Here is a 22,913-nt window from a genome sequence, read left to right as displayed (position 1 = left end):
TTTACCGGTGCTTGTTGCACCGCACGATCGCGCTACAGCCCCCGCACGAACGCCTCGAGCGCTGCGTTAGTCTTCTCTGGCGCCTCCTGCTGCACCCAATGTCCGATACCGGGGATGATGGTGGAGCTGCGGAAATCGGAGCAAGCAACTCCGGGGTCGGCGTAAAGATCGACGCCCGGGACGAAGGCGCGCACGGGATCGCGCTCGCCGGCGATGAAGGCCGATGGCTGCGCAATACTGCGTCCGCTCAATTCGGCCAGCTCGGCAAAGTCGAGTGTCTGTGCGCGATCTGGTGCCGCCAGGAGTAAGCGAGCTCCGGGAATCCATGGACGCAGACAATCAGCGGGCCCGAGCCGCTGACGGCCACGTTGAGCTTGATCGCTCCGTTCGTCACGGTGACAAAGTCCATCACGGTCCCCCACATTGCCCCTCATATTAGCGACATCACGCGCGCCGCGAGCGCTGGCTCACGCAGCGCAGCCTGCGGCTTGAGGAGCTGCGAGACTTCTACGGTCAGCCGGTGCACCTCGGGATCCTGCGCGGCGAGCTTAGTCAAAGCCATACCATATTGCAGGCGCTGCGCGAGATCGGCGGGCCGCACGCCTCGCGTGGCGGGATAGACAAAATCGTTGACGGCAACGCCCCATGGCGTCGCGATGGTGTCCTGGATGGCAGCGAAGAAGTCACGTGCCAGGCGCTCCATGGGGACATCTTCCGTCAACAACCGGTCCATGATCACGGCTTCCTGCGCTGCCACGCTCATACCCTGGCCGAACACTGGATTGAAGCGGCAGAGGGCATCGCCCGTCGCAAGCAGCCCCGCCGGAAAAGACTCAAGGCGCTCGAAATGTCGCCGCGTGCTGCAAGGCAACTGGTGGCGGACGATATCAGTCAGCGGGCGCGCGTCCCTGACCGCGTCATAGATCGTCGGGGTACGCAGGCTCCTGACGAAATCCATAAATCCCGCGCGGTCGCCCGGAGGCGTATCGCCATGATTGCCTCCGATGGAAAGCAGCCAACGCTGTTTTTCGATCGGAAACAGGAACGCACCGCGGCTGCTGGCGGGTGCAGACGGCAGCATGATATTGCCCAGCCAGTCAGCATTGTGATCGAGCCGCTCGACAATGGTGCTCGCATAGGCCTGATCAATGCCGATCTCGGTTTCTTCGGGCTTCTGCAAAGAAAGCTCTTCGAGCAGTTGCAACGTCAGGCCGCCGCGGCCAGAGGCTTCTACAACCAGATCGGCTTCCACCGCGACTGCCTGACCATCATCGCTTTCATAAAGGACCGCCTCGACCCGCATCGTATCGCGCGATGCGACAAGCTTGATCACGCGGGAGCGCATGCAAATGCCGATATTCGGGGTTTGGAGAACGCGTTCTCTCGTGACGGCTTCGAGCAGTGGGCGCGACATGCTGAAAATATCGAAGCCGAGATCGCGAATGGGGAATGGGTCGAACCCGGGGCGCTCGAACCGGATGTCCTTCCCGGTACGGACCTTAACGGCGCCCGCTTCCGCCAGATCGTTCTCAAATCCCGGAAACAGCGTTTCCAGCGCCTTCAGCCCGCCCGCGAGCAGCATGTGGGCATGCTGGCATTGCGGCGTCCCTCTTCGCGGCGCCGCCTCCGCCGGAAGTACGTCCCGCTCGATGACCGTGACTTTCCTGAAATGCCTTGAGATCGCCTGAGCGGCCGTAAGGCCGGCCATGCCCGCGCCAATGACCACGGCATGACTTAAATCTGGCACGTGCTCCTCCTGTAGAAGGGAGTATGTCAAATATGATCGGAAAAAATTCAAAAGGTCACGTACGCCCGACGCAGTTGCTCGGACCGATCAAGCTTATCTGATCTTTTTTGGGGCAATAGTGAAAGGCGTCACAAGTTTGGGGTGGGAGTTCGCCACCAAGAGTGACTCTTTGGGTCATCGGTTCGCTTGCCCGCGCACCAACTGGCCACTTTGGAGAACAGCAGCCGCCTGGGACAGGATCGTGGCAACTACTTCCCAGTCGCCTTCCGCGCGGCGAATCAGCAGAGCGCGAGGCAGGCCCTCCGCTGTGGGCCAGACGGTTCGTCAAGACGGTTTAGATCTATCTCAAGGTATCAGCACCGCTGAATATTGTGCTCGCCATTCCTCCGCGCGCCTCATGGCCTGTCCGACCACTGTAAGCTCTTTTTGTAATTATAGCGTTGTAATTATAGCCGATTTCGCGTTTATCGCGGACCCATGTCAGTTTGCGCGGCTGATCCGAGAGATATTCTTGCAATAGGGATTATTTCCAATAGGGATTATTTCGGCGGACGCCGTGAACACCATGGAATCACGCGCCGTTGACGACAAGCGAAAGCACCTGTGAGTACCTGGAGGTCATGCCGTTGCGGTTGCTCCTGCGACGGGATAAAGGACACGGCGACTCAAAAACGCTCGATATCGACAAGGCATGTAACTATTGCAATGCAGCAGGCGTCCCACGAAAGTTTCATCCGGGAAGAGGCCTCGGTGCCTGGTTCCGACCGCGCATTTGGCCTTGTCATGTCCGGGGCGCTCGCGATTCTCAGCCTGTTGAATTACTGGCACCTCGGTCGCTTGTGGCCGTGGACGTTAGCGGCGGCAGCCCTGTTTCTTACGGCGGCAATCGTAAGGCCGTCGGCGCTTCATTTGCTCAATCGTCTGTGGATGAAATTCGGACTGCTGCTGCACCGCATCGTTAATCCGATCGTTATGGGCCTTCTGTTTTATGGGACGATTTTCCCCACTGGCCTCGTGATGCGGATGCGGGGCCGTGATCTGCTGCGGCTGAAACGTGAACCCGCCGCGGATAGCTACTGGATCGTGCGTCATCCCCCCGGACCGGCGCCCGAAACCATGAAAGATCAGTTTTAATGTTGGATTTTATCGCCGAATTGTGGCGCTTCGTGCGCGTTCGCAAGAAATTCTGGCTGTTGCCAATCATGATAATGATGGTGATGTTCGGGGGGCTCGTGGTGCTGACAAAGGGCTCCGCTATCGCGCCGTTCATCTACACGTTGTTCTAGACGACGCGATGCGCATTCTCGGTATTTCTGCGTTCTATCATGACAGCGCCGCGGCGCTGATCGAGGACGGCCGAATCGTCGCCGCGGCGCAGGAGGAGCGTTTTACCCGAAAAAAGCATGACGCCGCGTTTCCGCACAACGCCATCACCTATTGCCTTGCGGAAGCGGGCATCACCGCCGATGGTCTCGACCATGTCGTGTTCTATGATAAGCCGTTTCTCAAATTCGAGCGGCTATTGGAAACCTATATCGCGCTGGCGCCGCGCGGCTTCGGCTCGTTCAAGATGTCGATCCCGCTATGGCTGCGCGAAAAGCTGTTCCAGAAGAGCCTCTTGCGCGATGAGCTGAAAAGCTTTGCGGAGGATTTCAGCACCGGCCGGCTGTTGTTTTGCGAGCATCATTTGAGCCACGCCGCGTCCGCCTTCTACCCCTCGCCGTTCGAGAGCGCGGCGGTGCTGACTATGGACGGCGTCGGCGAGTGGGCGACGACCTCGGCGGCGATGGGCGACGGCAATCGCCTGGAAATCTTCCAGGAGATCCATTTTCCGCATTCGCTCGGCTTGCTCTATTCGGCGGCCACCTATTACACCGGCTTCAAGGTCAACTCCGGCGAATACAAAGTGATGGGGCTCGCGCCTTACGGGGAACCGAAATACGCCAAACTCATTCTCGACCATTTGATCGATCTGAAGCCGGACGGCTCGTTCCGGCTCGACATGTCTTACTTCGACTACTGCACCGGCTTCACAATGACCAACGATCGTTTTGCCGAATTGTTCGGCCAGTCGGTGCGAAGCCCGGATCAGTTGCTGACGCAGTTTCATATGGATGTCGCGGCCTCGATCCAGTCGGTGCTGGACGAGGCTGTGCTGCGGCTGACGCGCAGCCTCGCCAAGCAAACCGGTTCGCGAAACCTGTGCCTCGCCGGCGGGGTGGCGCTCAATTGCGTCGCCAACGGCAAGGTGTTGCGGGACGGCAGCTTTGACAACATCTGGATTCAACCGGCGGCGGGCGATGCCGGCGGCGCTGTGGGGGCTGCCCTTACGGCCTATCACACCTTCAAGGGCCAGCCGCGAAAGCCTAATGGCGCCGACGGAATGTCCGGCTCGTATTTGGGGCCCAGCTTCGCTCAAGCCGAGATCGAACGGAGACTGGCTGCAGCGGGGGCAAGGTTCGCCGTGTTTGATGAGGCTGCGATGATCGACGCCACGGCACACGCGCTGGCCAATGAGAAGGCCGTCGGCTGGTTTCAGGGCCGCATGGAATTCGGCCCGCGCTCACTCGGCGCACGTTCAATCCTAGGCGATCCACGTTCGCCCGGCATGCAAAAGAACCTCAACCTCAAGGTCAAATTCCGCGAGAGTTTTCGACCGTTCGCGCCGGCGGTGCTGCGCGAAGACGTCTCCAACTGGTTCGATCTTGGTTCCGACAGCCCGTATATGCTGATCGTTGCCGACGTCAGACAGGACAAGCATCGCCAGATGAGCCCCAACGAACAGGCCTTGTTTGGAATCGATAAGCTCAATGTGGCGCGTTCGGAAATCCCGGCCGTGACGCATGTCGACTATTCCGCGCGCATCCAGACCGTCCACCGCGAGACCAACCCGCTGTTCCACCAACTGCTCAGCCGGTTCAAGGCACTGACCGGCTGCCCGGTTCTGGTGAATACCTCCTTCAACGTTCGCGGCGAGCCGATCGTGTGCACGCCGGAAGATGCATTCCGCTGCTTCATGGGCAACGAACTCGATCTGCTGGTCGTCGGCAACTGCGTGCTCTGGAAATCCGAGCAGGACGCGGCGCTAAAGCAGGAATGCAGCTCTGCGTTTGAGCTGGACTAGCGGCGCGCGCCCCGGAGGTGCGGGCCTGCTACCACCATCTTCGGGGCAATACTCGCCTAGGGTCGCCAAAAACTACGGCTTAGGTGGAGAAGCGTTGATCCGATCTCCTCTCCCGCCGCCATAAATTTAGGAATCGAAACAATGAAGGATAGATACGAGAGAAAAGAACTCGTATTTTCGGCGATCCTCGGATTAATGCTGTTGTGTCTATTGGAAGCATTATCGTTTCTCACGTTGGCGTTTTCGGTAACGCCACTTAAGCTGAACATGGGACTTCCATCCGGAGCCGCAAGTGGCGGTCAACTCGCGCATCCTTATAAGAGCTATATGTATTGGCCGGCGGAAGGCTATTGGGGCAAGGGAATGCCACCATATGTATTGGCGGGTAATTCTTACGACTACGCCTTATTTGATCAGGGGATTTCGTTTAACGAATTTGGGCACGGCGTGTTGCCCATTGACCGCGACATATCGCGTAGAAAGAAGGGGCAAGGCGAATATCGTATTCTCTTCTTGGGCGGCTCGACAACTTTTCAGCCCTGGCCGTTTTTGACGGCGGAGCTTCTTAGCCGCACACTCGGTCGAGATATTCACGCGATTAGCGCTGCAACCGGAGGATATACTTCACAAGAAAACGTAGCTGACCTAGTTACAAGTGGGTCGGCTTATGACGCGGATATGATTGTGGCATATCTGCCAGTGAACGACATCTGGCATGCGGCTCGCTGGCCAAAATTCAAGCGCGACTATACTCATTTTCGAACTGCAGTTAGCCGAGAATTTAAAGCTCCAAATTTTAAACAGCCCGATTCTCGAGAGATATTTGCTTGGCCCTTTACGGTTCGTCTTGTTCAAACTCTTCTCTTCAATAAGCGCATGGAGGCATTTTTATCCGCTGCTTCCATCAATGAAATCGTTTTTGTAAAGCCGACTCCTGATGAGTTGGGAATTTGGATCGACAAGAATAGCTACGAAGGTACAGTTGACGCGGTAATTGACAATATCTTGACGATGAAAGCCTACGCAGAGGCCAGGGGCATTACCTTTATTTTGGTTACACAGAAGATTTTTAAAACAGGCGCGGAGGCGGACTCTTTCATCAGCAAATATGTCTTGGACTCGATCGACCGGATCAAGGCTTCGCCTCGGATTATGGGCATTCCAATTGTCGAGATGAATGTTCTGTTTCCAGAGCCTCTAACCGAAGCGACCATCAATCAGGTGAAGCAGGAGTTCCCAGGAAGGAGAATGGATTTCAGTCAGCCTGAAGCATACGACAGTATGCATTTTAGCCCAGCCTCACTCTACATTTTCGCTTCAACTCTTGCGGCAGACCTCAAGAAGAGAATTCATTGAGCGGCCGGGGCCGGTTCTGGTAGGCAACGGCGTTGCGCCCTTACGTCGGTGCCAGGATCATCCGAAACCAGCCTTCGTCCGAGCAACTCATGTCGGTGCTAATCGTGCCGCTGGCAATTTCACCCCGATAAACAATGCGTCCATGTAATTCCACGTAGACCGATGTTCGCCCCGTGACCGGCTAACGCGAATCTTCTGATTTCGTCGGACGCGCCGGATCGATCGTCGTAGCTTCGTCGTCGCGGCACGCCTCGCCCCCCGTCCGCGCCTGCAACTTGAAGGACGTGGCTCGTCCGAACGAACATCAGAAAATGTCGAAAGCACTTTCAAGACAGCACTTTGGCGCTACAACCCGGCGCTCCAATTAGCGGCTTGGTAACGGCCGGCTGGTAGTAACGAAAGAGGCCGTCATCAAGGGGCCGCCAGCCGGAAGGTATCCCCATGCATTCGAAGCGCGAGGCCCTTTCGGGCACGCTCACTGTCAAGACCACCCTTGCCGTGATCGTCGGGGTGCTCGCGATACTGGTCCTGATCTCCTGCGCCATTACCGGCGCAGATGCCTGGCGCAGCTACACGGCCGCCGTCCGCGTTGCCGAGGTGAATGCAAACGCCGATCACCTGCTCAAGGGACTGGAGAACATTCAGCTTGAACGCGGTCAGACCAATACGGCCCTGCAGGCGCCTGCTCCAGCAAATGCTCAGACCGGCGAAGTGATCCAGAAGCGCCGTTCGCAGGGCGATGCCGTGCTGGCCCCGGCGCTCCGGCAGATTGCCGCCACCGCGACGCCGGAAGGCAAGAAGCTGATTGCCGACGTCGAGCAGGCCTATGAACACGTCAGGCAGCTCCGCCGCAGCGCCGATTCCGCCCTTCAAATTCCGAAGGAGCAGCGCGATGCCGAACTGCTCAAATCCTGGTACCCGGCCGTCTCCGACCTCCTGACCCGGATTCAATCGCTCTGGACCATTGCCTCGCGCGAAATCAGCAGGGAAGACGCCATCGTCGGCGAGCTTACGATGGTCAAGCAGAGCGCTTTCCTGATGCGCGAATATGCCGGCCGCGAACGCGCCGTTCACGCCGGCAATATCTCGGCCGGCCGCGCGCTATCGACCGAGCAGCAGCGTGACATCGCCAGTTGGCGTGGGCAGGTGCAGTCGAACTGGCAGACGATACGCGATCTAACCGCCGGTGCGGCGTCGCCGCTTGTCTCTGCCGTTGCCGCCGCCGAGCAAAACTTCCTCGGCAATTTCAAGGCTCAAACCGATACGATCTACAAGGCAGGCATCGCGGGCGCCGGTTATCCGATGACGGTCCAGCAATGATACGACGCGTCGAACCCTGCGCTGGAATCCATCGTCCGGATCAAGGATGCCGCGGTCGAAGTCACCAATGTCCACGCGGCGACCAAGGCTGCGGCGGCAAGAGCCCAACTCATTCTCGTCGCCCTCGTCACGCTGCTCGGTATCGTTGTCGGCATGGGGTCGATCTGGGTGCTGTCCCGGCGCGTGATCCGCCCCCTGACCGCCATGACGGCCGCCATGCAGCGCCTTGCCGGCGGCGATCTGTCGATCGACATTCCTGCGCTGGCGCGGGCTGATGAGGTTGGCGAGATGGCGCGGTCGGTCGCGGTCTTCCGCGACAATGCCGTCAGGGCGAACGCACTGGCTGCCGAGCAGCGAGCGGAACAACAGAAGAAAGAGCAACGTCAACAGGTGATGGAGACGCTGACTTCAGGCTTCGACCAGAGCGCCAGCCGCGTGCTCGATGCCGTCGCGACATCGATCGTCGAAATGCGCGCCACCGCCGAAAGGATGGCAGCGGTCGCAACCGAAAATACCAACAAGGCCTCGGCCGTGGCATCGGGTGCGCAGGAAACGTCGAGCAACGTCCAGACGGTGGCCACCGCCACGGAAGAGCTGTCCGCGTCCGTCACCGAGATCAGCCGGCAGGTCAGCCAGTCGGCGGCGATCGCGGCAAAGGCCGTGCAGGAAGCGCAGGGAACCAACGCCGAAATTCAGGGCCTCGCGGCGATGGCGCAGCGGATCGGCGACATCGTCAAGCTGATCAACAACATCGCCTCGCAGACCAATCTGCTGGCGCTCAATGCCACCATCGAAGCGGCGCGTGCCGGCGACAGCGGCAGGGGCTTTGCCGTCGTCGCGGCCGAGGTCAAGAGCCTCGCCGAGCAGACGTCAAAAGCCACCGAGGAGATCGCCTCCCAGATATCGGCGATCCAGGGAGCCACGCAGAAATCCGTCGTCTCGATCGAGGCGATCGGCAAGACCATCGGCGAAATCAGCGAGATCGCAACAACCATCGCCTCTGCGATCGAGCAACAGGGCGCGGCAACCCAGGAGATCGCGCGCAATGTGCAACAGGCTGCGGCCGGCACCCAGGAAGTGTCCGCCAATGTCGGCGGCGTCACCGAGGGCGCGGCAGCCACTGGCGCAGCGGCAAGCCAGGTCGAGACCGCCGCCGGCAATCTGTCGCGGCAGTCGCAGCAATTGCGCGAGCAGGTCGACGCGTTTCTTGGTCAGGTGCGCGCGGCATAGCCTGGCTAGTTCGGCCGGGCGCTGCCTTCATACATGAAGGTCATCGCCTTCGGTCCTGGCATATAGCCGGTCTCCACCCGATCAATCCTGAAGCCTGCCGCTTCGATCATCGTGCTGATCGGTCGATTGAGGTGACAACCGCCGCTGATGCATTTCCAGGCCGGCGTCAGCCAGTCCTGCCATCGCCTCACATTCTTGTCCGGCGCCATGCCGTGTTCCACGAACAAGAGCTTGCCGCCAGGGCGAAGCACGCGTCGCATTTCGGTGAGCGCCATGGCGGCATCCGGAATGCTGCACAAGGTCCAGGTCGTCACCACCGTATCGACGCTGCGGTCATCGAGCGGAATGGCTTCCGCCGAAGCCTCGATGAAGTTGACCGGCGTACCCGGATGCAGAGCATCGCGGGCCATTGCGATGAGCTTCGGGGCCGGCTCGAGCGCCAAGAGCTCCCTCACCGGCGGCCGATAGAACGGCAAGTTGCGGCCCGAACCGATCCCGATCTCGAGCACGCGACCTTCGGCCGCGCCGATCACCCGCTCGCGATACGGCCGAAGCTGCTTGTTGCGCATCGCAAGGTCGCAAATCCGCGGCAGGATGACGTCGTTGTAGAAGCCCATAACTCGTCTCCATCAGTTCTGCTCGCGAGTCCCATCAGGCCGGCGCGTAACCCCGATGATGGATTTCACGGAGCTTGTCAGGATCGTGATTGGCCAATGAATATGCAACGCAACTCTCGCACTGCTCCAGGGCCGACTGTCGCTCTCCTGGTGGCGCAATTGTGTAACACGAACTTGCGTACTACCTTCCGTGGATGGCCGATGCTTGTTGTACACCTCCGCCCCTGAACTTGGACCGGAACCGCGGTAATCCGGCTTATCGCCGGGTTCTTTGGGTGGTCCTTGGCATCAATGCCGCCATGTTCCTCACCGAGATCGGCGCAGGCTTGGCGGCGGGATCGGCTTCGCTCCAAGCCGACGCGCTCGATTTTCTCGGCGACGCGGGAAACTATGCGATCAGCCTCTTTGTGGTTGGGATGGCACTGCGCTATCGCGCGTCAGCGGCGCTTGCCAAGGGCGCCACCATGGGAGCCTTCGGCCTCTGGGTAATTGCCATCGCCATCTGGCACGCCGCACAGGGGACGCTGCCGAGTGCATTCACCATGGGTGCGGTCGGCGTCATGGCCCTTGCCGCCAATGTTGCGTCATTCGGACTCTTATGGGCCTATCGCAACGGCGACGCCAACATGCGCTCGGCCTGGATTTGTACGCGTAACGACGTTCTAGGCAATCTCGCGGTGCTGCTGGCTGCACTCGGCGTGTTTGGCACCGGTACCGGTTGGCCGGACGTGCTTGTCGCTTCCTGCATGGCCGGACTTGCGCTTCAAGGCGCATTCGTGGTGGTGCGCCAATCCGCTGGTGAATTGAAGGCCGTGCCGGCATAAATCGATTTACGCCATTGGTGAGATGTGGAGGCCGCCAGCCGCCAATACCAGACCTCTCAGCATCGAGCCTCGATCATCCCGCTGATCTCTTCGGGTGCGGCAAAAATCACGTCTGCCCGGTCACCCATCATTCCCGCAGGCACAAGGGCTGGTGCGCCACCTTGCGGACCATCTTTGCCGGAATCAGTTTTCAGGCGCAGATTGCGCTCCCAAAAGGCGCGGGTCTTGCCATCAGCCGTGGTCACCCGATAGGTGTCGCGACAATAGGTGATTGCCTTCACCTGCATGTTCGACGCCAAACTTTTCAAATTGGGAACGCGGCCGCCGCCCATCATCCCACCCATCATTCCGCCCATGCCTCCCATTTGCCCTTGAGCGTACCGCTCCGGCGCGGCTCCCGGTTTGGTTGCTTCCCTCAGAAAGGCGAGCAGGTCTGCACGGTGCTGCGGGTCCTTGATGCCGTTGAATGGCATTTCGTTGTCCGGCACCATACCATTGGGATCGGCCAACCAGGCGTCCAGCGAACGGTCATCCCAGATGATGCCTGACGATTTGAGCGCGTCGGAGTAGCGTTCGAAGCTCGGTAACGCTCCGGCCTTCCGTCCCCACAAACCGGCAAGACTCGGTCCTGTCATGTTTTGATCCGGCTCAAGCGAATGGCATGGTGCGCACATGCGGAAATTCTGCTGACCCCGCGCGGCGTCGCCGTGCTGGGCCAACGAGGGAGACGAAAGTGCAATCGTCGAGAGCCCGATGACAATGAGTTTGTTCATTGCCGACCGTCCTTGCTCCCCGTGCGAAGGTACTTGATCAGTGCCGCGGCCGCCAGGATCAAGACGATCACGACCAACAACCAGACGAACCCCATGCCCCACATCATTCCAGGCATCATATTGTCCATCATTGGCTCACCTCAAACATCTCGCCGAGTCCAACTGTTGGAGGGTTATCTGCAAGCCGCTCGCTTCATGCACATGAGCATCATGAAGGTGCACGGCAGAGACGCCATGATGCGAAATATCTCGGCGCCTGTCAGCCAATTCCAGTTCCAGGCGACGCTCAAGGAAACCGCCGTTGCAAAGACAAGATACAGCGCTATCCAATAGCGAGTGAAATAACTGCCCAAAGTGGTGATTAGTGAGGTCCCGCCCATAGGTGTGCCGTTGTCCCGACTTAAGGTCATTGGAACGCCTCTTGCTGCGATGAAAGGGAATGTGACGGGTTGCGGGAGTAGACGATTTACCGCAACCCTCTTGCTTCAGATCGCGCCAACGCATCTCAGCCGGCGCCCTTCATGCGGCGGTATAGCGCCCGTGAGTATCAACGACCCTTCGGACCACCCTGGTAGCGGAATCCCGATGCGCCGCCGGCGGTCGTGGGCTCCTGACGGAACGTTGCCCGATCGTAGGCGAATGCAGAATACGGATCGGTTTGCGAGGCAGACCTGATCGGGGTGCTCTTCCTGGCTTCATTCGGCCAATAGCTTCTATCGGTAATGGTCGATCCTGCCTGCGCAGTCGCGGAGATCGCCACGAGCGGCAACAAGAGGGACATCGTGAGAAGGTGTTTGGTTGACATGTTCCGGCTCCATGATTGTGGAAGCGCCGTCATATGCGCCTCTAACCATGAGTTCGGAGCTAAATGCCAGCCGGTTACAGGCTCACGCCGACGTGAAAACCGCCAGCGCCGCAACAAGTCTTGGGCTCAATGCTGCGCCCGCGAAGGTGCGAAGCATAATTGCGCACTCTGGCCACTCCCGAGGTCAACCGAACAGGCACGATCAATGCACGTCGTTGATCGCCTTCTTCCATCCTCGGAAGCGGTAACCATGGCCCGTCACGGTTTCGATGGAAGCTGCGAAGGGGCCGAGCTTCTTCCGCAGTGATCCGACAACGGCGTCCACCTTGTTCGAGCCCGCGAAGGGGGTGTTCCAGATTTCGGCGAGCATCTCGTCTCGGGTGATGACGCGTCCACTTGCCTGGATCAGGGCGAGTATCACAGCGTACTCCAGCCGCGTCGTTGGGCGACGTTGACCGTCCAGGACGATCTCACGATTGGCCTCGTCGAGTCGGCATCCGGATAACGGTGCTGAGGCAGCCGCGCGTACCTCATCGCCGGCAAGGAACGAATGGACCGCGTCGGCAATCGCGTCGCCATCGATCCATGGCAGGTGTATGTCGCCGTCCAGTGTTATGAGCCGCGCGCGAGGTAATTCGGCAGCGAGCTTTTGGCCAGCTTCAAGGGGGATCGCGCGGTCCTTGCGCCGATGTATGATCAGCGCCTCTGCACGGACGCGTGAAAGGACATCTGCGGCATTCATCTCACAGCTCAGGCGCAGTAATTGCGCCGCCTGCGGTGCATTCGCCCAGTCACACTGGTTTCGGGAAAAATCTTCCGAATCCTGCGGCGCTGCACCGGGCAGGAATAGCGCCGTAAGCGCGACCGATCCAAGGCCCCAGTGCGCCTTCACGAGGTCAGTGAGCGCATCGCGCAGATCGGGCGTCGCTATATCGGCCCCCCTCGCATACGAACCATAAAAACACAAGCGGCGGACGCGTTCCTGGTGCGCAGCCGCATACGTGAGCGCAACCGGTCCCGCGCAAGACACCGCGAACAATGAGAACTGGCTATCGCCGAGTTCATCGGCGAGTGTTGCGAGCAGTTGCACTTCGTCCGCTTGCGTTCGCGGTGGAACGTCGCGATCGCTCAGACCGGTGCCCGGTCGGTCGTAGCGGACGACGCGAAAGCCCTCCGCCAGGCGACTGAAGAAACGCCGAAATCCCGGATGCTCCCAATCGCGCTCGACGTGACTGACCCACCACGCGGGGCAGAGGATGAGCGGCCCTTCGCCGACCGTGGCATAGGCGATCCGGGCTCCGTTTGCGTCCCGAATGAATCGAATGACCTGCACCGCCGGTATCGATCTCCCATGGCTCTCATTCAATTCTCATAACAATTTCATCGCCTTTTCAAGCTGGGTCTTGCCGCCACCCGATAGATTCGATGCGATCGACGAAGGACCGCTTTATCCTGGCTATCCTTCGATTGTCGTCCCCTTCGAACAGTAGGATGTTGGAGGCAATTCATGACCATGGACATGACCACGATGGGCTCGGGCGCGTTGCTGGCAATGGGGGTTTATCACCTCGCCATTTTCACCTTCGCTGTGCTTGGAATCGCGGCGTCGATCAAATATCTGCGCTCCTGATTTGTCAGGCTACCTGACGTTCGGGATCGCAGAAATCGCTCGCGTGCGCCGCAGGATGAACGACATGTTTGCAATTGACGGTGCTGCACGACGCACTGCTGCTGTCGTGGTAACCGCAATCCGGACGCTGTGGAGCGAGCGAATTTCGTCGGGCTCATTCCTCCTTGGTCTGCTGGCCGGTGCGGGACTGACCGTACAAATACACAAATGGTGGACCTCGTCCTTGAGCCTCTGCTTGTCCTCCGCTGGGCTCCGCCAACTCAACGACACCCAATCCGATCTGGTCCTTGCGTTCACGTTGTATCCGGTCACTACGTCGGCCGGACAAATGGCAGTGCTCACTGTCGCGGTCGCCGCGCTTATTGGGTTTCTGCTTTGGACCAAGCGAGCGACCTCGGCTTCATTCTTTTTGGGCGTGCTTGCGGGCACCGGCTTCGTTTTGAGCTTCGATATCGTCTGGGTCCATTGGATCTTTGGCCTCCATCACCTTACGAATACACAAATGGACCTCGTCCTTGAGCCCCTGTTCGTCCTGCTCGGACTCGCCTTCTTGTGGTTTGCGATCACACGAGAGCGCCGCCAAGCTACTTAAAGTGATCAGAACTGCTCATCGTGGGGTACTGGCTCGCCCGAGGCGCTCCGGCGCACTGTCCGGCAGATACCACGAGAGTTGACCATGCACGGTAGTCTCGGAGGCGACAATGATTGGTCTAACGAATTCCTATGCTCAGTTGGCAATTGAGAGCATTGTGGTGGGCAGCATTGCGACATTGGTGGCGGATCTCTGGTCTCGCCTGCTGCAGACCGTTGTCGGCATCCCACGGGCAAATTGGGGATTGGTTGGACGCTGGGTGGCTGCATTCCCGCGCGGGGTATTCGTTCATCGCCCGATCACAGCAACACCGGCGGTCCGCGGCGAGCTTGCGATCGGCTGGACATTCCACTATGCGGTCGGGATCGCCTATGCGGCACTCTATCTTGTGATCTTGAGATCGGGCCTCGGCTCGGAACCAAGTCTCCTTTCGGCTGTGGCGTTCGGATTGGTCGTTCTCATTGCGCCCTGGTTTGTCATGCAGCCGGCGCTCGGTCTCGGCTTCATGGCGGCGCGTATGCCAAAGCCCACAGCCGTTCGTATCCTCAATATTTCCGTACATACGTGGTTCGGCGTCGGGCTCTATCTCGGTGCCACGGCCTGGCTAATGGGCACGAGGTCAATCACGAACGCGATCTGAACTGCGACGGTCACCAGCGTAGAAGGCGCGGCCCCAACAACGCGCCAGCCAGGGTGCACAGCACAATCGTCCCGCCGTACCAGACAGCAATAAACGGTAGCGAATCGTCTGTACAATGGAGCGCATAAGCCGTTGCGCTGACGCCTCCTGCGATGAGGCCTGCGAACGCGCCGGCTCGCGAAAGATTGGTGGGAGCGCCTTTTCGCACGGCCCAAATTGAAACAGCGAAGGGAACAATCGCAATGACCGGAATGGAGAGAAGGCATTCCAGCCATTCATCGCCCACGATCATCCTTCCCCAATGTGCAGGGGGCGCGGACCCAAGGCTGACTGCGGCAAGAATCAAAACGATGAGAAACGGCATAACGATAAGGAAAAGCGACATCCTCCGTTCACTGCCAGGGCGCGCCAGGCGCACCAAGTAGGTCATCGCGAGACCGACAACCCCAACCGCGAACGCCAGCTTGATGGTGAGATAGATCAGCGCGCGGGTTGTCGTCAGGTCGGGGCGGAGGCCCAGGCCGGCAAAAGCAATGCCGAGGGCCGCGATCGCCGCCGTGGCAATTGCGACATAAAGCGATCGGACAACCGCCTTGCGATCGACAGGCTCAAGGTTCGTGCTCAGAAGCGCAACCAGATCGTCCGTCTTCATGTTCGTGTTTCCTGGGCAATCAACCGAGCAAGCATTTTGAGCCCGCGATGAATATTTACCTTTACGCCCGGCTCTGAGAGCCCGCATCGATTCGCAGCTTCAGCCACGCTCAGCCCGTCAAGTTTTACGGCCTCGATCGCGCATTGCATGCCCTTTGGCAGCCGCTGCATGAGCCGCCGGACATCATGCGTGCTTTCGATCTCGGAATTGTCATCACGTGCCATGACCTCATCGGCCTCGTCGATCGGCACCTCGGCGAGCGATGCACGATTCCGACGCAGAAAATCGATCAGTTTGTAGCGCGCGATGGCGTGCACCCAAGGCGTGAGTGGCTCCCGCGGGTCATAGGTATGCCGCTTGAGGTGGATTGCCAATATGGCCTCCTGGACCAAATCTTCGGCCTGCGCCATCCCTCTTCCAACGGCGACGAGCTTGGCCTTGTAATAGGCACGTAGGCGACGGCTCAACCGATCGAGGAGCGAGCGGTGTGCCGCCGCGTCACCCTCGAGGCTCGCAAGCATGAGGGCCTTGAGTTCGATTTCGAGGGTCGTCATGCCTGCTATCTCGTTAGTTCGATGGTCCGCCGGATTTGGTTACAGCAGGTTTGATCACTCGACAGGCTCGGGAACTTTTCGCGGTGCGACAGGAGACGCAATCGACCGCGGGGGCTCGACGGAATCGTCCCCATTCTTCAGCCCGAAGCCCTTCACAAGTCCGAAGATCGCCGGGATCACGATCAGCGTCAGCAAGGTCGAGGAAATCATGCCGCCGATCATCGGCACCGCGATACGCTGCATGATCTCCGAGCCTGTGCCGCTGCTCCACATGATCGGGAGCAGCCCGGCCATGATGGCGACCACTGTCATCATCTTCGGACGCACCCGCTCCACCGCACCCTCCATGATGGCGTCGTAGAGATCACGCTTCGTCAGCGGCCGGTTCTCGGCGGCACGACGGGCGCTGAATTCGGCCAGCGCCTGGTTCAGATAGATCAGCATCACCACGCCGGTTTCGGCAGCAACGCCGGCGAGCGCGATAAAGCCGACCGCGACCGCGACGGACAGGTTGAAGCCGAGCCACCACATCAGCCAGAGCCCGCCGACCAGCGCAAACGGCAGCGACAGCATCACGATCATCGTCTCGGTGACGGAGCGGAAGTTGAGATACAGCAGCAGGAAGATGATGAGCAGCGTCGCGGGAACGACAATTTTGAGCCTTGCGGTGGCGCGCTCGAGGTACTCGTACTGGCCGCTCCACATCACATAGTAGCCCGGAGGAAACTGAATGCTGGCTTGCACGGCGCGCTGCGCCTCGGCGACGTAGCCGCCGAGATCGCGGTCGCGGATGTCGACGTAGATGTAAGTCGCCAACTGGCCGTTCTCGGTGCGAATCGAGGACGGCCCACGCGCCGGCACGACCTTTGCGACTTCGCCGAGCGGGACGGCGCCGCCGGCCGGCATGGGCACCAGCACGTCACTTGCAATCGCCTTCGGATTGTCGCGCAAATCCCGCGGGTAGCGCATGTTGACGGAAAAGCGCTGGCGGCCCTCGACTGTCGTCGTGACCGTCTGTCCGCCAAGCGCAGTAGCGATGGTGTCCTGGACATCCTGAATCATGATGCCGTACCGCGCCATCGCTTCGCGGTCCGGCGTGATCTCCAGATAGTAGCCGCCGATGCCACGCTCGGCGTAGGCGGACGAGGTGCCGGGCACCGCTTTCAGGACCTGCTCGATCTGTTTCGCGAGCTTGTCGATCTCGACCAGATCGGTGCCGATCACCTTGACGCCGATCGGGGTGCGGATGCCGGTCGACAGCATGTCGATACGGGCCTTGATCGGCATGGTCCAGGCGTTGGAGACGCCGGGAAATTGCAGGGCCTTGTCCATCTCCGCGATCAGGCTGTCGATGGTCACGCCTGCCCGCCACTCCTGCTTCGGCTTGAGATTGACGACGGTCTCGTACATTTCCGATGGCGCCGGATCGGTTGCGGTCGCGGCGCGGCCTGCCTTGCCGTAGACGGATTCGACTTCCGGAAACGACCGGATGATCCGATCCTGGGTCTGCATCAGTTCAGCGGATTTGGTGATCGAGATGCCCGGCAATGTCGTCGGCATGTAGAGCAGCGTGCCCTCGTTCAGGTTCGGCATGAACTCGGTGCCGAGCTGACGGGCCGGCCAGGCGCTCACGGCCAGAATCGCGAGTGCGAGCAGGACGACCAACGTTTTGGCGCGCAACACACCGTTGATAACAGGACGGTAGATCCAGATCAGGAAACGGTTGATCGGATTCCTGTGCTCGGGAATGATTCTGCCGCGGATGAAGATCACCATCAGCGCCGGCACCAGCGTCACCGAAAGCAGCGCAGCAGCGGCCATGGCGAATGTCTTGGTGAACGCCAGCGGGCTGAACAGCCGCCCCTCCTGCTGCTCCAGCGTGAAGATCGGCATGAACGACACGGTGATGATCAAGAGGCTGAAGAACAGCGCCGGACCGACCTGCGCGGCCGCCTCGATCAGGATGGCCACCCGGGACTTTCCGGGCTCCGCTCGTTCGAGGTGCTTGTGGGCATTCTCGATCATGACGATTGCTGCATCCACCATGGCGCCGATCGCGATCGCGATGCCGCCAAGGCTCATGATGTTGGAGCCGAGCCCCAGCAGCTTCATGGCGCCGAACGCCATTAATATGCCGACCGGCAGCATCAGAATCGCAACCAGCGCACTGCGGACGTGCAGCAGGAACACGATGCAGACCAGCGCAACGACGACACTTTCCTCGAACAGCGTGTGCTTGAGCGTGTCGATGGCCGCGTAGATCAGGTTCGAGCGGTCGTAAACCGGCACGATCTCGACCGATTTCGGCAGGCTGCTGGCGATTTCCTGGAAGCGCTTCTTGACGTTCTGGATCACATTGAGCGCGTTGACGCCGAAGCGCTGCAGCACGATGCCGCTTGCGACCTCGCCCTCCCCGTTCAGTTCGGTGATGCCGCGCCGCTCGTCGGGGCCGAGCTCCACCCGGGCCACGTCGCGAAGGAGCACCGGCGTGCCATTGCTCACCTTCAGCACGACGTTGCCGAGGTCGTTGATGCTCTTCAGGTAGCCCTTGCCGCGGATGACATATTCGAACTCGGACAGTTCGACGGTGCGGCCGCCGACGTCGGCGTTGCTGGCACGAATCGCCTCGCGCATCTTCTGCATGGTGATGCCGCGATCGCGCATGCGCTGCGGATCGAGGATCACATTGTACTGCTTGACGAAGCCGCCGACGCTCGCCACTTCGGCGACACCTTCGGCCTTGGCGAGCGCGAACTTCAGATTCCAGTCCTGGATCGTGCGCGTGTCGGAAAGGTTCAGCTCCTTCGACACGATAGCATATTGGTAAACCCAGCCGACGCCGGTCGCATCCGGGCCGATGGTCGGCGTCACGCCGGCGGGAATGCGCGAGGTCGCGGCGTTTAGGAATTCGAGCACCCGCGAGCGCGCCCAGTAGATGTCCGTGCCATCCTCGAAGATGACGTAGACGAAGGAGACGCCGAAGAAGGAAAAGCCGCGCACCACCTTCGATTTCGGCACCGTCAACATCGCGGTGGTGAGCGGATAGGTGACCTGGTCCTCGATGACCTGCGGCGCCTGACCGGGGTACTCCGTGTAAACGATGACCTGCGTGTCGGAGAGGTCGGGGATAGCGTCTAGCGGCAGATGGACCAGCGCGTAGATGCCAGCCGCAGCGGCAAAGCCGCTGCCGAATAGCACCAGCAGGAGGTTGCGAGCCGACCAAGCGATCAAGCGGGCAATCATGGCTGAGCTCCCTCGGCGAAGCCCTTGAGTGCCGCCTTCAGGTTGCTTTCCGCATCGATCAGGAAATTGGCCGAGATGACGACGGGCTCGCCGTCTTTCAGCCCGCTGCGGATTTCGACCAGTCCGTCTCCCCGACGGCCGATCTTGACGTCGCGGGGCTCGAATCGTCCCTCACCCTTGTCAACCAGAACGACCTGGCGCGCCCCCGTATCGAGCACCGAGCTGTCGGGAACGGCCAAAACAGGCTCCGCGCCGCCAATCTCGACATCGGCGTCCACATACATGTCCGGCAGCAATGCGAGGTCGGGATTTGCAAGTTCGATCCGAACGCGGGCTGTCCGTGTCTCGCGGTTGACCTGGGGATAAATGACCGAGATCTTTCCGGAGAAGTCCCGTCCCGGGAAGCTGCGCGCGCGCACGGTTACGCCTTGTCCGACAGCAAGCGAGCCGAGATCACGCTCGGCGATGTCAATTACCGCCCAAACCACCGACGTATCCGCAACGCGGAAGAGCACGTCGCCCGGTTGAGCTCGCATACCCTCGACGGCGTTGCGTTCCAACACGATGCCGTCCCGTGGGGCCGTCCAGGCGACGGTCACCGGGACGACCCGCGTTCTTTCGACCTCGGTGATTACCGCGTCGGGCACGTCAAGGTTCATCAACCGCTGCCGTGAACCGCGTCCGTAGGACGGTTCGCCCGCCGTAGTCTTGGACGTCAATGTCGTCACATACTCGGCGGCAGCACTGGAAACCGCCGGACTGTAGACCTGCATCAGCGGCTGCCCCTTCTTGACAAAGGTACCAGTCGTGACGTCGGCAACTGTTTGCAGGTAGGTTTCCGCACGCATCGCGATGACTGAGACTCGACGCTCGTCGAGTTGGATCGTGCCTGGCGCCCGCACGACCGTCCGGATCGGGCGAGTGGCCGCCGGCTCCGATTTGACACCGGTGCGCTGAATCTTTCCCGGCGAGACCTTGACCGATCCGTCGTCGCTGTCCTCGCCCTCATAGACGGGGATGTAGTCCATCCCCATCGAGTCCTTCTTGGGCGTCGGCGAAACATCCGGCAGCCCCATCGGGTTGCGGTAATACTTGACCTTGCGGTCGGTGGGCGGAGCCGCCGCGCTTTCCTGCGGCGGATCGTCAAAACTGATGTCGGCGCCCCGGAGGACGGCCCGGTAGTCGCGGCCATCCGGCGTCTTCTTTGGCGTCAGCGAGTAGAACGGCTTGCCGTTCGGATCCTGATAGTAGATCGCGGCGCCCGCCGGTTCGCTCGCCTGGGCCATGACGTGGGCATGCGTGGTCTCTCCGCGCGGCCAGAGATAGGGACGCGCGAGGACGCCGGCGACCACGGCAACTGTAACGGCGGCAGCGATCGCAACCTGAACGGACCGGTTCATTTGTCGGCCTGAATAACGAGCTTGTTGTCGACTGTGCCGGTTTCGCCCTGCACTTTTGCGCCGAGCGACAATTGCCACCGGCCGGCCATGCTGAAATCGGCCTTGAAGCGGTAGGTACCGGGTTCGGATCCCGGCAGGGGCGTAAGCTCGGTCACCATCTCTTGCATCGCATCCGGTGCCATATCGAGACGCGTTGCAAAGATCACCGCGTCCGGAACGGCCTTGCCCGTCGTCTTATCGATGAGCTTGACCGCAATGATCTTGTCGCGACCGGTCTTCACAGTCGGTTCGACGAGCTTGAACTCGTAATTCTTGATATCAGCGAGTGCGACGGTTGCGGCGCATGTCAGGACAGCGGCGCTCAGCGCGACCCGCAGGCCGCGCGAAAACTGAATTGCCTTCATCATGGTATCCTCGATCTACTGGTCAGCCGCCATTGGCGGCATGGGCGCGGACGCCACGAAGCGCCGCGAGATTCCGGCGTTACGCCGAAAGGACCAGGGACCGGGGAGGTTTTGGCGGAGGTGAGTACCCGAGGCTTTCCACTTCCGGATCGCTGCCGGGCAGCAGCGTGCGAAGGGTCACGGGCTGGATTTCGGCAATGCCGGCCGGCAGCGGCGCCTGCAACGTCGTCGATACGCAAAGCGCCATCAACGGGCACTGGTCGCAATCGACCGGCGCCGATTTCTCCGGGCAGCACGGCATGTCGTCGGACATGGCCGCGTCATCGGACATCGCCGTCATGGCCATTGGTGCCATGGCGCCCGTATTCGCCCGCGCCGTGAGCGGGGCGATGACGAGGCCGACGATCACAAAAATCGCCAGCAGCCGGCAAAGGTGAATCGAGTATTTCACGCGTTCAGTTTCGCACATCTCGGCCCATGATGGGAAGCAGAGTTCCATCACGAAACCGCGGGTTTCGTTAACGTAAGCCAGCGGACGAAGACCGCATTTGCGATGAATCAAAGCCCACCCCTGACCCCAATTCAGATTGGCCGGCTGCCCAGAACGTTTTTCAAGGCCGCGACTTGAGCTAGCGGCCGCCCCCCCGGCGGTGGTCTGTCCTCAGCAAGGAGCCCAGCCATGCACGCCCGCGAAATGATTGGCACCCACCCGGCCGTCCAAGGCCAGATCAGTGACGCCCTGATCCGTTGCATCGAGGAATGCTACTCCTGCGCCCAGACCTGCACCTCCTGCGCCGACGCCTGCCTGTCGGAGCGCATGGTTCAGGAGCTGACCCAGTGCATCCGGCTTGACCTGGATTGCGCCGATATCTGCAATATCACCGGCCGCATCATGACCCGCCGAACGGGTTTCGACGACGAGGTGATGCGCCGCATGCTCAGCGTCTGCGCCGCCGCCTGCCGGCTTTGCGCGGAGGAATGCCAGCGGCACGCAGCCACGCACGAACATTGCCGCATCTGCGCGGAAAGCTGCCGCCGCTGCATGGAAGCTTGCCAGGAGGTCTCACGCGGCATGGCGCATTAGCGCGCGGCAATCAGCCCTCGTGCCGGAACACGCTGAACTGAAAAGCCTGCCGGGACTCCCACGGCGTAGCGTGCTCGTGCCGCTGCGTGTGGACCAACTTGAACGCTGTGCCCAGCGTCCGTCCGAGACTCTCGCTGTCGTAGCGCGCGACCGGCAGGCCGCTGCACTTTTCGGGGCCGTCGAGCGCAAAGGTGGCGATGATGGCGTGCCCGCCGATCTTCAGGCCCCGCTTGAGGCGCGCAATGTAGGCGGCGCGATCGCCTGCGTCGGTGAGAAAGTGGAACGCTGCCCGATCGTGCCAGATGTCGTAGGGCTTGGCCGGCTCCCAGGTCGTCGCATCCGCGACGATCCAGCCAACCCGCTCGGCGCTGGCGCCAAGGTGGCTCTCCAGGCGGCGCTTGGCAGCGGCCAACGCCGCGGCGGAAAGATCGAGCACGGTGATATCCTCAAATCCCTGCTCGACGAGACTGTCGACCAGCCGCGAGGCGCCGCCGCCGATGTCTATGATGGCCGACTTGTGCGTCACCCCCGCCTGCACGATCAGGTCGAGCGAAGGAACCGGGCTTTGCTGAAACCAGCTAACCTCGTTCTCGCCCTTTGTCGTGTAGACGTTCTCCCAATGGGCCTGACGGCCGGCATCTCCCATAGGACCTCCCCCTCGCTGTATGCGACGCTGAATATGTGGTCATCCCTCTCGTCCTCGACAACGAGGGGCGACCATGCCGTCGGCGCTCGGACCCGCAGCTCTTGCTTCGCAACGGAGAGCGCAGGACCAATACATAACCAACACGGCATGCGTTGAGCGGGTGGCCACTGACGTCAACCTGCATATTGGTCGCAAATCGGACAAATAATTCGGCCTTTCGGTGTTCCCGCTTGACTAATCCATATCTCGGCGGGTATGTATCAATCAATAAC

Annotated in this window: 25 protein-coding genes; 12 read left to right on the top strand and 13 right to left on the bottom strand. The window is 60.5% G+C overall.

Features of this window, described 5'->3' with window-relative positions:
- Positions 1-32 precede the first annotated feature (32 nt).
- Together V1290_RS34735 and V1290_RS34730 are read right to left on the bottom strand one after the other, a co-directional pair.
- Complete coding sequence (locus V1290_RS34735) at positions 33-251, bottom strand: alpha/beta fold hydrolase (RefSeq protein ID WP_334368536.1); 219 nt, start codon at positions 249-251, stop codon at positions 33-35.
- Positions 252-430: 179 nt separating this feature from the next.
- The gene (locus V1290_RS34730) at positions 431-1,726 is read right to left on the bottom strand and encodes an NAD(P)/FAD-dependent oxidoreductase (RefSeq protein WP_334369269.1); all 1,296 of its coding nucleotides are present in this window, start codon (positions 1,724-1,726) and stop codon (positions 431-433) included.
- Between the two features lie 726 nt (positions 1,727-2,452).
- On the opposite strand from V1290_RS34730, the gene V1290_RS34725 reads away from it, so the two are divergent.
- The 6 genes from V1290_RS34725 (at position 2,453) to V1290_RS34700 (ending at position 8,777) form a co-directional block, all read left to right on the top strand.
- On the top strand, positions 2,453-2,881 hold the full coding sequence (locus V1290_RS34725; protein ID WP_334368535.1) for a hypothetical protein: 429 nt from the start codon (positions 2,453-2,455) through the stop codon (positions 2,879-2,881).
- A 2-nt stretch (positions 2,882-2,883) separates the two neighbouring features.
- Positions 2,884-3,033: a DUF5989 family protein gene (locus V1290_RS34720; protein ID WP_334369267.1), complete on the top strand. Its 150-nt coding sequence runs from the start codon at positions 2,884-2,886 to the stop codon at positions 3,031-3,033.
- An 8-nt stretch (positions 3,034-3,041) separates the two neighbouring features.
- Positions 3,042-4,871, top strand: a complete 1,830-nt coding sequence (locus V1290_RS34715) for a carbamoyltransferase family protein (protein WP_334368533.1) — start codon at positions 3,042-3,044, stop codon at positions 4,869-4,871.
- A gap of 141 nt (positions 4,872-5,012) precedes the next feature.
- Positions 5,013-6,227, top strand: a complete 1,215-nt coding sequence (locus V1290_RS34710) for an SGNH/GDSL hydrolase family protein (protein ID WP_334368532.1) — start codon at positions 5,013-5,015, stop codon at positions 6,225-6,227.
- 441 nt (positions 6,228-6,668) lie between these two features.
- Positions 6,669-7,547, top strand: a complete 879-nt coding sequence (locus V1290_RS34705; RefSeq protein ID WP_334368531.1) for a hypothetical protein — start codon at positions 6,669-6,671, stop codon at positions 7,545-7,547.
- A gap of 153 nt (positions 7,548-7,700) precedes the next feature.
- Positions 7,701-8,777, top strand: a complete 1,077-nt coding sequence (locus V1290_RS34700) for a methyl-accepting chemotaxis protein (protein ID WP_334368530.1) — start codon at positions 7,701-7,703, stop codon at positions 8,775-8,777.
- A gap of 5 nt (positions 8,778-8,782) precedes the next feature.
- On the opposite strand, the gene V1290_RS34695 is transcribed toward V1290_RS34700, so the two are convergent.
- Complete coding sequence (locus V1290_RS34695; protein ID WP_334368529.1) at positions 8,783-9,394, bottom strand: class I SAM-dependent methyltransferase; 612 nt, start codon at positions 9,392-9,394, stop codon at positions 8,783-8,785.
- 194 nt (positions 9,395-9,588) lie between these two features.
- On the opposite strand from V1290_RS34695, the gene V1290_RS34690 reads away from it, so the two are divergent.
- Positions 9,589-10,218 carry a cation transporter gene (locus V1290_RS34690; protein ID WP_334368527.1) on the top strand — a complete coding sequence of 210 codons (630 nt, stop codon included), beginning with the start codon at positions 9,589-9,591 and terminating at the stop codon, positions 10,216-10,218.
- Between the two features lie 56 nt (positions 10,219-10,274).
- Here V1290_RS34690 and V1290_RS34685 read toward each other — a convergent pair whose 3' ends face one another.
- Positions 10,275-10,991, bottom strand: a complete 717-nt coding sequence (locus V1290_RS34685; RefSeq protein WP_334368526.1) for a c-type cytochrome — start codon at positions 10,989-10,991, stop codon at positions 10,275-10,277.
- Between the two features lie 33 nt (positions 10,992-11,024).
- On the opposite strand from V1290_RS34685, the gene V1290_RS34680 reads away from it, so the two are divergent.
- On the top strand, positions 11,025-11,324 hold the full coding sequence (locus V1290_RS34680) for a hypothetical protein (RefSeq protein WP_334369299.1): 300 nt from the start codon (positions 11,025-11,027) through the stop codon (positions 11,322-11,324).
- A gap of 214 nt (positions 11,325-11,538) precedes the next feature.
- On the opposite strand, the gene V1290_RS34675 is transcribed toward V1290_RS34680, so the two are convergent.
- Together V1290_RS34675 and V1290_RS34670 are read right to left on the bottom strand one after the other, a co-directional pair.
- Complete coding sequence (locus V1290_RS34675) at positions 11,539-11,796, bottom strand: hypothetical protein (RefSeq protein ID WP_334368525.1); 258 nt, start codon at positions 11,794-11,796, stop codon at positions 11,539-11,541.
- Between the two features lie 202 nt (positions 11,797-11,998).
- The gene (locus V1290_RS34670) at positions 11,999-13,129 is read right to left on the bottom strand and encodes an alpha/beta fold hydrolase (RefSeq protein ID WP_334368523.1); all 1,131 of its coding nucleotides are present in this window, start codon (positions 13,127-13,129) and stop codon (positions 11,999-12,001) included.
- A 174-nt stretch (positions 13,130-13,303) separates the two neighbouring features.
- Between V1290_RS34670 and V1290_RS34665 the strand changes: the two genes are divergently transcribed.
- The 3 genes from V1290_RS34665 to V1290_RS34655 all read left to right on the top strand — a co-directional run bounded on the left by V1290_RS34665 (position 13,304) and on the right by V1290_RS34655 (position 14,658).
- The gene (locus V1290_RS34665; RefSeq protein WP_334368522.1) at positions 13,304-13,426 is read left to right on the top strand and encodes a hypothetical protein; all 123 of its coding nucleotides are present in this window, start codon (positions 13,304-13,306) and stop codon (positions 13,424-13,426) included.
- Positions 13,427-13,490: 64 nt separating this feature from the next.
- Entirely contained in the window at positions 13,491-14,018 is a 528-nt protein-coding gene (locus V1290_RS34660; protein ID WP_334368521.1) for a hypothetical protein, read from the top strand.
- Between the two features lie 109 nt (positions 14,019-14,127).
- Positions 14,128-14,658 (top strand): DUF2938 family protein, encoded by a 531-nt coding sequence (locus tag V1290_RS34655; protein ID WP_334368520.1) that lies wholly within the window; start codon positions 14,128-14,130, stop codon positions 14,656-14,658.
- A gap of 10 nt (positions 14,659-14,668) precedes the next feature.
- Here V1290_RS34655 and V1290_RS34650 read toward each other — a convergent pair whose 3' ends face one another.
- The 6 genes from V1290_RS34650 to V1290_RS34625 form a co-directional block, all read right to left on the bottom strand.
- The gene (locus V1290_RS34650; RefSeq protein WP_334368519.1) at positions 14,669-15,310 is read right to left on the bottom strand and encodes a DUF1109 domain-containing protein; all 642 of its coding nucleotides are present in this window, start codon (positions 15,308-15,310) and stop codon (positions 14,669-14,671) included.
- Positions 15,307-15,864, bottom strand: coding sequence for a sigma-70 family RNA polymerase sigma factor (locus tag V1290_RS34645; RefSeq protein ID WP_334368518.1), 558 nt, complete (start codon positions 15,862-15,864; stop codon positions 15,307-15,309). Before V1290_RS34645 ends, V1290_RS34650 begins: the two co-directional genes overlap by 4 nt.
- Positions 15,865-15,918: 54 nt before the next feature.
- Positions 15,919-19,107 carry an efflux RND transporter permease subunit gene (locus V1290_RS34640; RefSeq protein ID WP_334368517.1) on the bottom strand — a complete coding sequence of 1,063 codons (3,189 nt, stop codon included), beginning with the start codon at positions 19,105-19,107 and terminating at the stop codon, positions 15,919-15,921.
- Positions 19,104-20,507: an efflux RND transporter periplasmic adaptor subunit gene (locus V1290_RS34635; protein ID WP_334368516.1), complete on the bottom strand. Its 1,404-nt coding sequence runs from the start codon at positions 20,505-20,507 to the stop codon at positions 19,104-19,106. The genes V1290_RS34640 and V1290_RS34635 overlap by 4 nt, the downstream gene beginning before the upstream one ends.
- The gene (locus V1290_RS34630; RefSeq protein WP_334369266.1) at positions 20,504-20,911 is read right to left on the bottom strand and encodes a FixH family protein; all 408 of its coding nucleotides are present in this window, start codon (positions 20,909-20,911) and stop codon (positions 20,504-20,506) included. Before V1290_RS34630 ends, V1290_RS34635 begins: the two co-directional genes overlap by 4 nt.
- A gap of 79 nt (positions 20,912-20,990) precedes the next feature.
- Positions 20,991-21,320: a hypothetical protein gene (locus V1290_RS34625; protein ID WP_334368515.1), complete on the bottom strand. Its 330-nt coding sequence runs from the start codon at positions 21,318-21,320 to the stop codon at positions 20,991-20,993.
- 270 nt (positions 21,321-21,590) lie between these two features.
- Between V1290_RS34625 and V1290_RS34620 the strand changes: the two genes are divergently transcribed.
- A complete protein-coding gene (locus V1290_RS34620) occupies positions 21,591-21,995 on the top strand; it encodes a four-helix bundle copper-binding protein (RefSeq protein ID WP_334368514.1) in 405 nt (134 codons plus the stop codon).
- 10 nt (positions 21,996-22,005) lie between these two features.
- Here the strand turns inward: V1290_RS34620 and V1290_RS34615 are convergent, their stop codons facing one another.
- The gene (locus tag V1290_RS34615) at positions 22,006-22,641 is read right to left on the bottom strand and encodes a class I SAM-dependent methyltransferase (protein ID WP_334368513.1); all 636 of its coding nucleotides are present in this window, start codon (positions 22,639-22,641) and stop codon (positions 22,006-22,008) included.
- Positions 22,642-22,913: the final 272 nt, after the last annotated feature.

The sequence above is a fragment of the Bradyrhizobium sp. AZCC 1578 genome, from assembly GCF_036924675.1.
In the GTDB taxonomy this organism is placed as follows: Bacteria; Pseudomonadota; Alphaproteobacteria; order Rhizobiales; family Xanthobacteraceae; genus Bradyrhizobium.
Note: the sequence above shows the minus strand (reverse complement) of the source record. Positions and strands in the feature narration are given on the sequence as shown.

Coding starts and splice junctions, on each gene's coding strand:
- V1290_RS34725 (WP_334368535.1), top strand. CDS start 2,453: ATGCAGCAGGCGTCCCACGAAAGTTTCATCCGGGAAGAGGCCTCGGTG.
- V1290_RS34715 (WP_334368533.1), top strand. CDS start 3,042: ATGCGCATTCTCGGTATTTCTGCGTTCTATCATGACAGCGCCGCGGCG.
- V1290_RS34710 (WP_334368532.1), top strand. CDS start 5,013: ATGAAGGATAGATACGAGAGAAAAGAACTCGTATTTTCGGCGATCCTC.
- V1290_RS34705 (WP_334368531.1), top strand. CDS start 6,669: ATGCATTCGAAGCGCGAGGCCCTTTCGGGCACGCTCACTGTCAAGACC.
- V1290_RS34700 (WP_334368530.1), top strand. CDS start 7,701: ATGGGGTCGATCTGGGTGCTGTCCCGGCGCGTGATCCGCCCCCTGACC.
- V1290_RS34695 (WP_334368529.1), bottom strand. CDS start 9,394: ATGGGCTTCTACAACGACGTCATCCTGCCGCGGATTTGCGACCTTGCG.
- V1290_RS34690 (WP_334368527.1), top strand. CDS start 9,589: ATGGCCGATGCTTGTTGTACACCTCCGCCCCTGAACTTGGACCGGAAC.
- V1290_RS34685 (WP_334368526.1), bottom strand. CDS start 10,991: ATGAACAAACTCATTGTCATCGGGCTCTCGACGATTGCACTTTCGTCT.
- V1290_RS34675 (WP_334368525.1), bottom strand. CDS start 11,796: ATGTCAACCAAACACCTTCTCACGATGTCCCTCTTGTTGCCGCTCGTG.
- V1290_RS34665 (WP_334368522.1), top strand. CDS start 13,304: ATGACCATGGACATGACCACGATGGGCTCGGGCGCGTTGCTGGCAATG.
- V1290_RS34660 (WP_334368521.1), top strand. CDS start 13,491: ATGTTTGCAATTGACGGTGCTGCACGACGCACTGCTGCTGTCGTGGTA.
- V1290_RS34655 (WP_334368520.1), top strand. CDS start 14,128: ATGATTGGTCTAACGAATTCCTATGCTCAGTTGGCAATTGAGAGCATT.
- V1290_RS34650 (WP_334368519.1), bottom strand. CDS start 15,310: ATGAAGACGGACGATCTGGTTGCGCTTCTGAGCACGAACCTTGAGCCT.
- V1290_RS34645 (WP_334368518.1), bottom strand. CDS start 15,864: ATGACGACCCTCGAAATCGAACTCAAGGCCCTCATGCTTGCGAGCCTC.
- V1290_RS34640 (WP_334368517.1), bottom strand. CDS start 19,107: ATGATTGCCCGCTTGATCGCTTGGTCGGCTCGCAACCTCCTGCTGGTG.
- V1290_RS34635 (WP_334368516.1), bottom strand. CDS start 20,507: ATGAACCGGTCCGTTCAGGTTGCGATCGCTGCCGCCGTTACAGTTGCC.
- V1290_RS34630 (WP_334369266.1), bottom strand. CDS start 20,911: ATGAAGGCAATTCAGTTTTCGCGCGGCCTGCGGGTCGCGCTGAGCGCC.
- V1290_RS34620 (WP_334368514.1), top strand. CDS start 21,591: ATGCACGCCCGCGAAATGATTGGCACCCACCCGGCCGTCCAAGGCCAG.
- V1290_RS34615 (WP_334368513.1), bottom strand. CDS start 22,641: ATGGGAGATGCCGGCCGTCAGGCCCATTGGGAGAACGTCTACACGACA.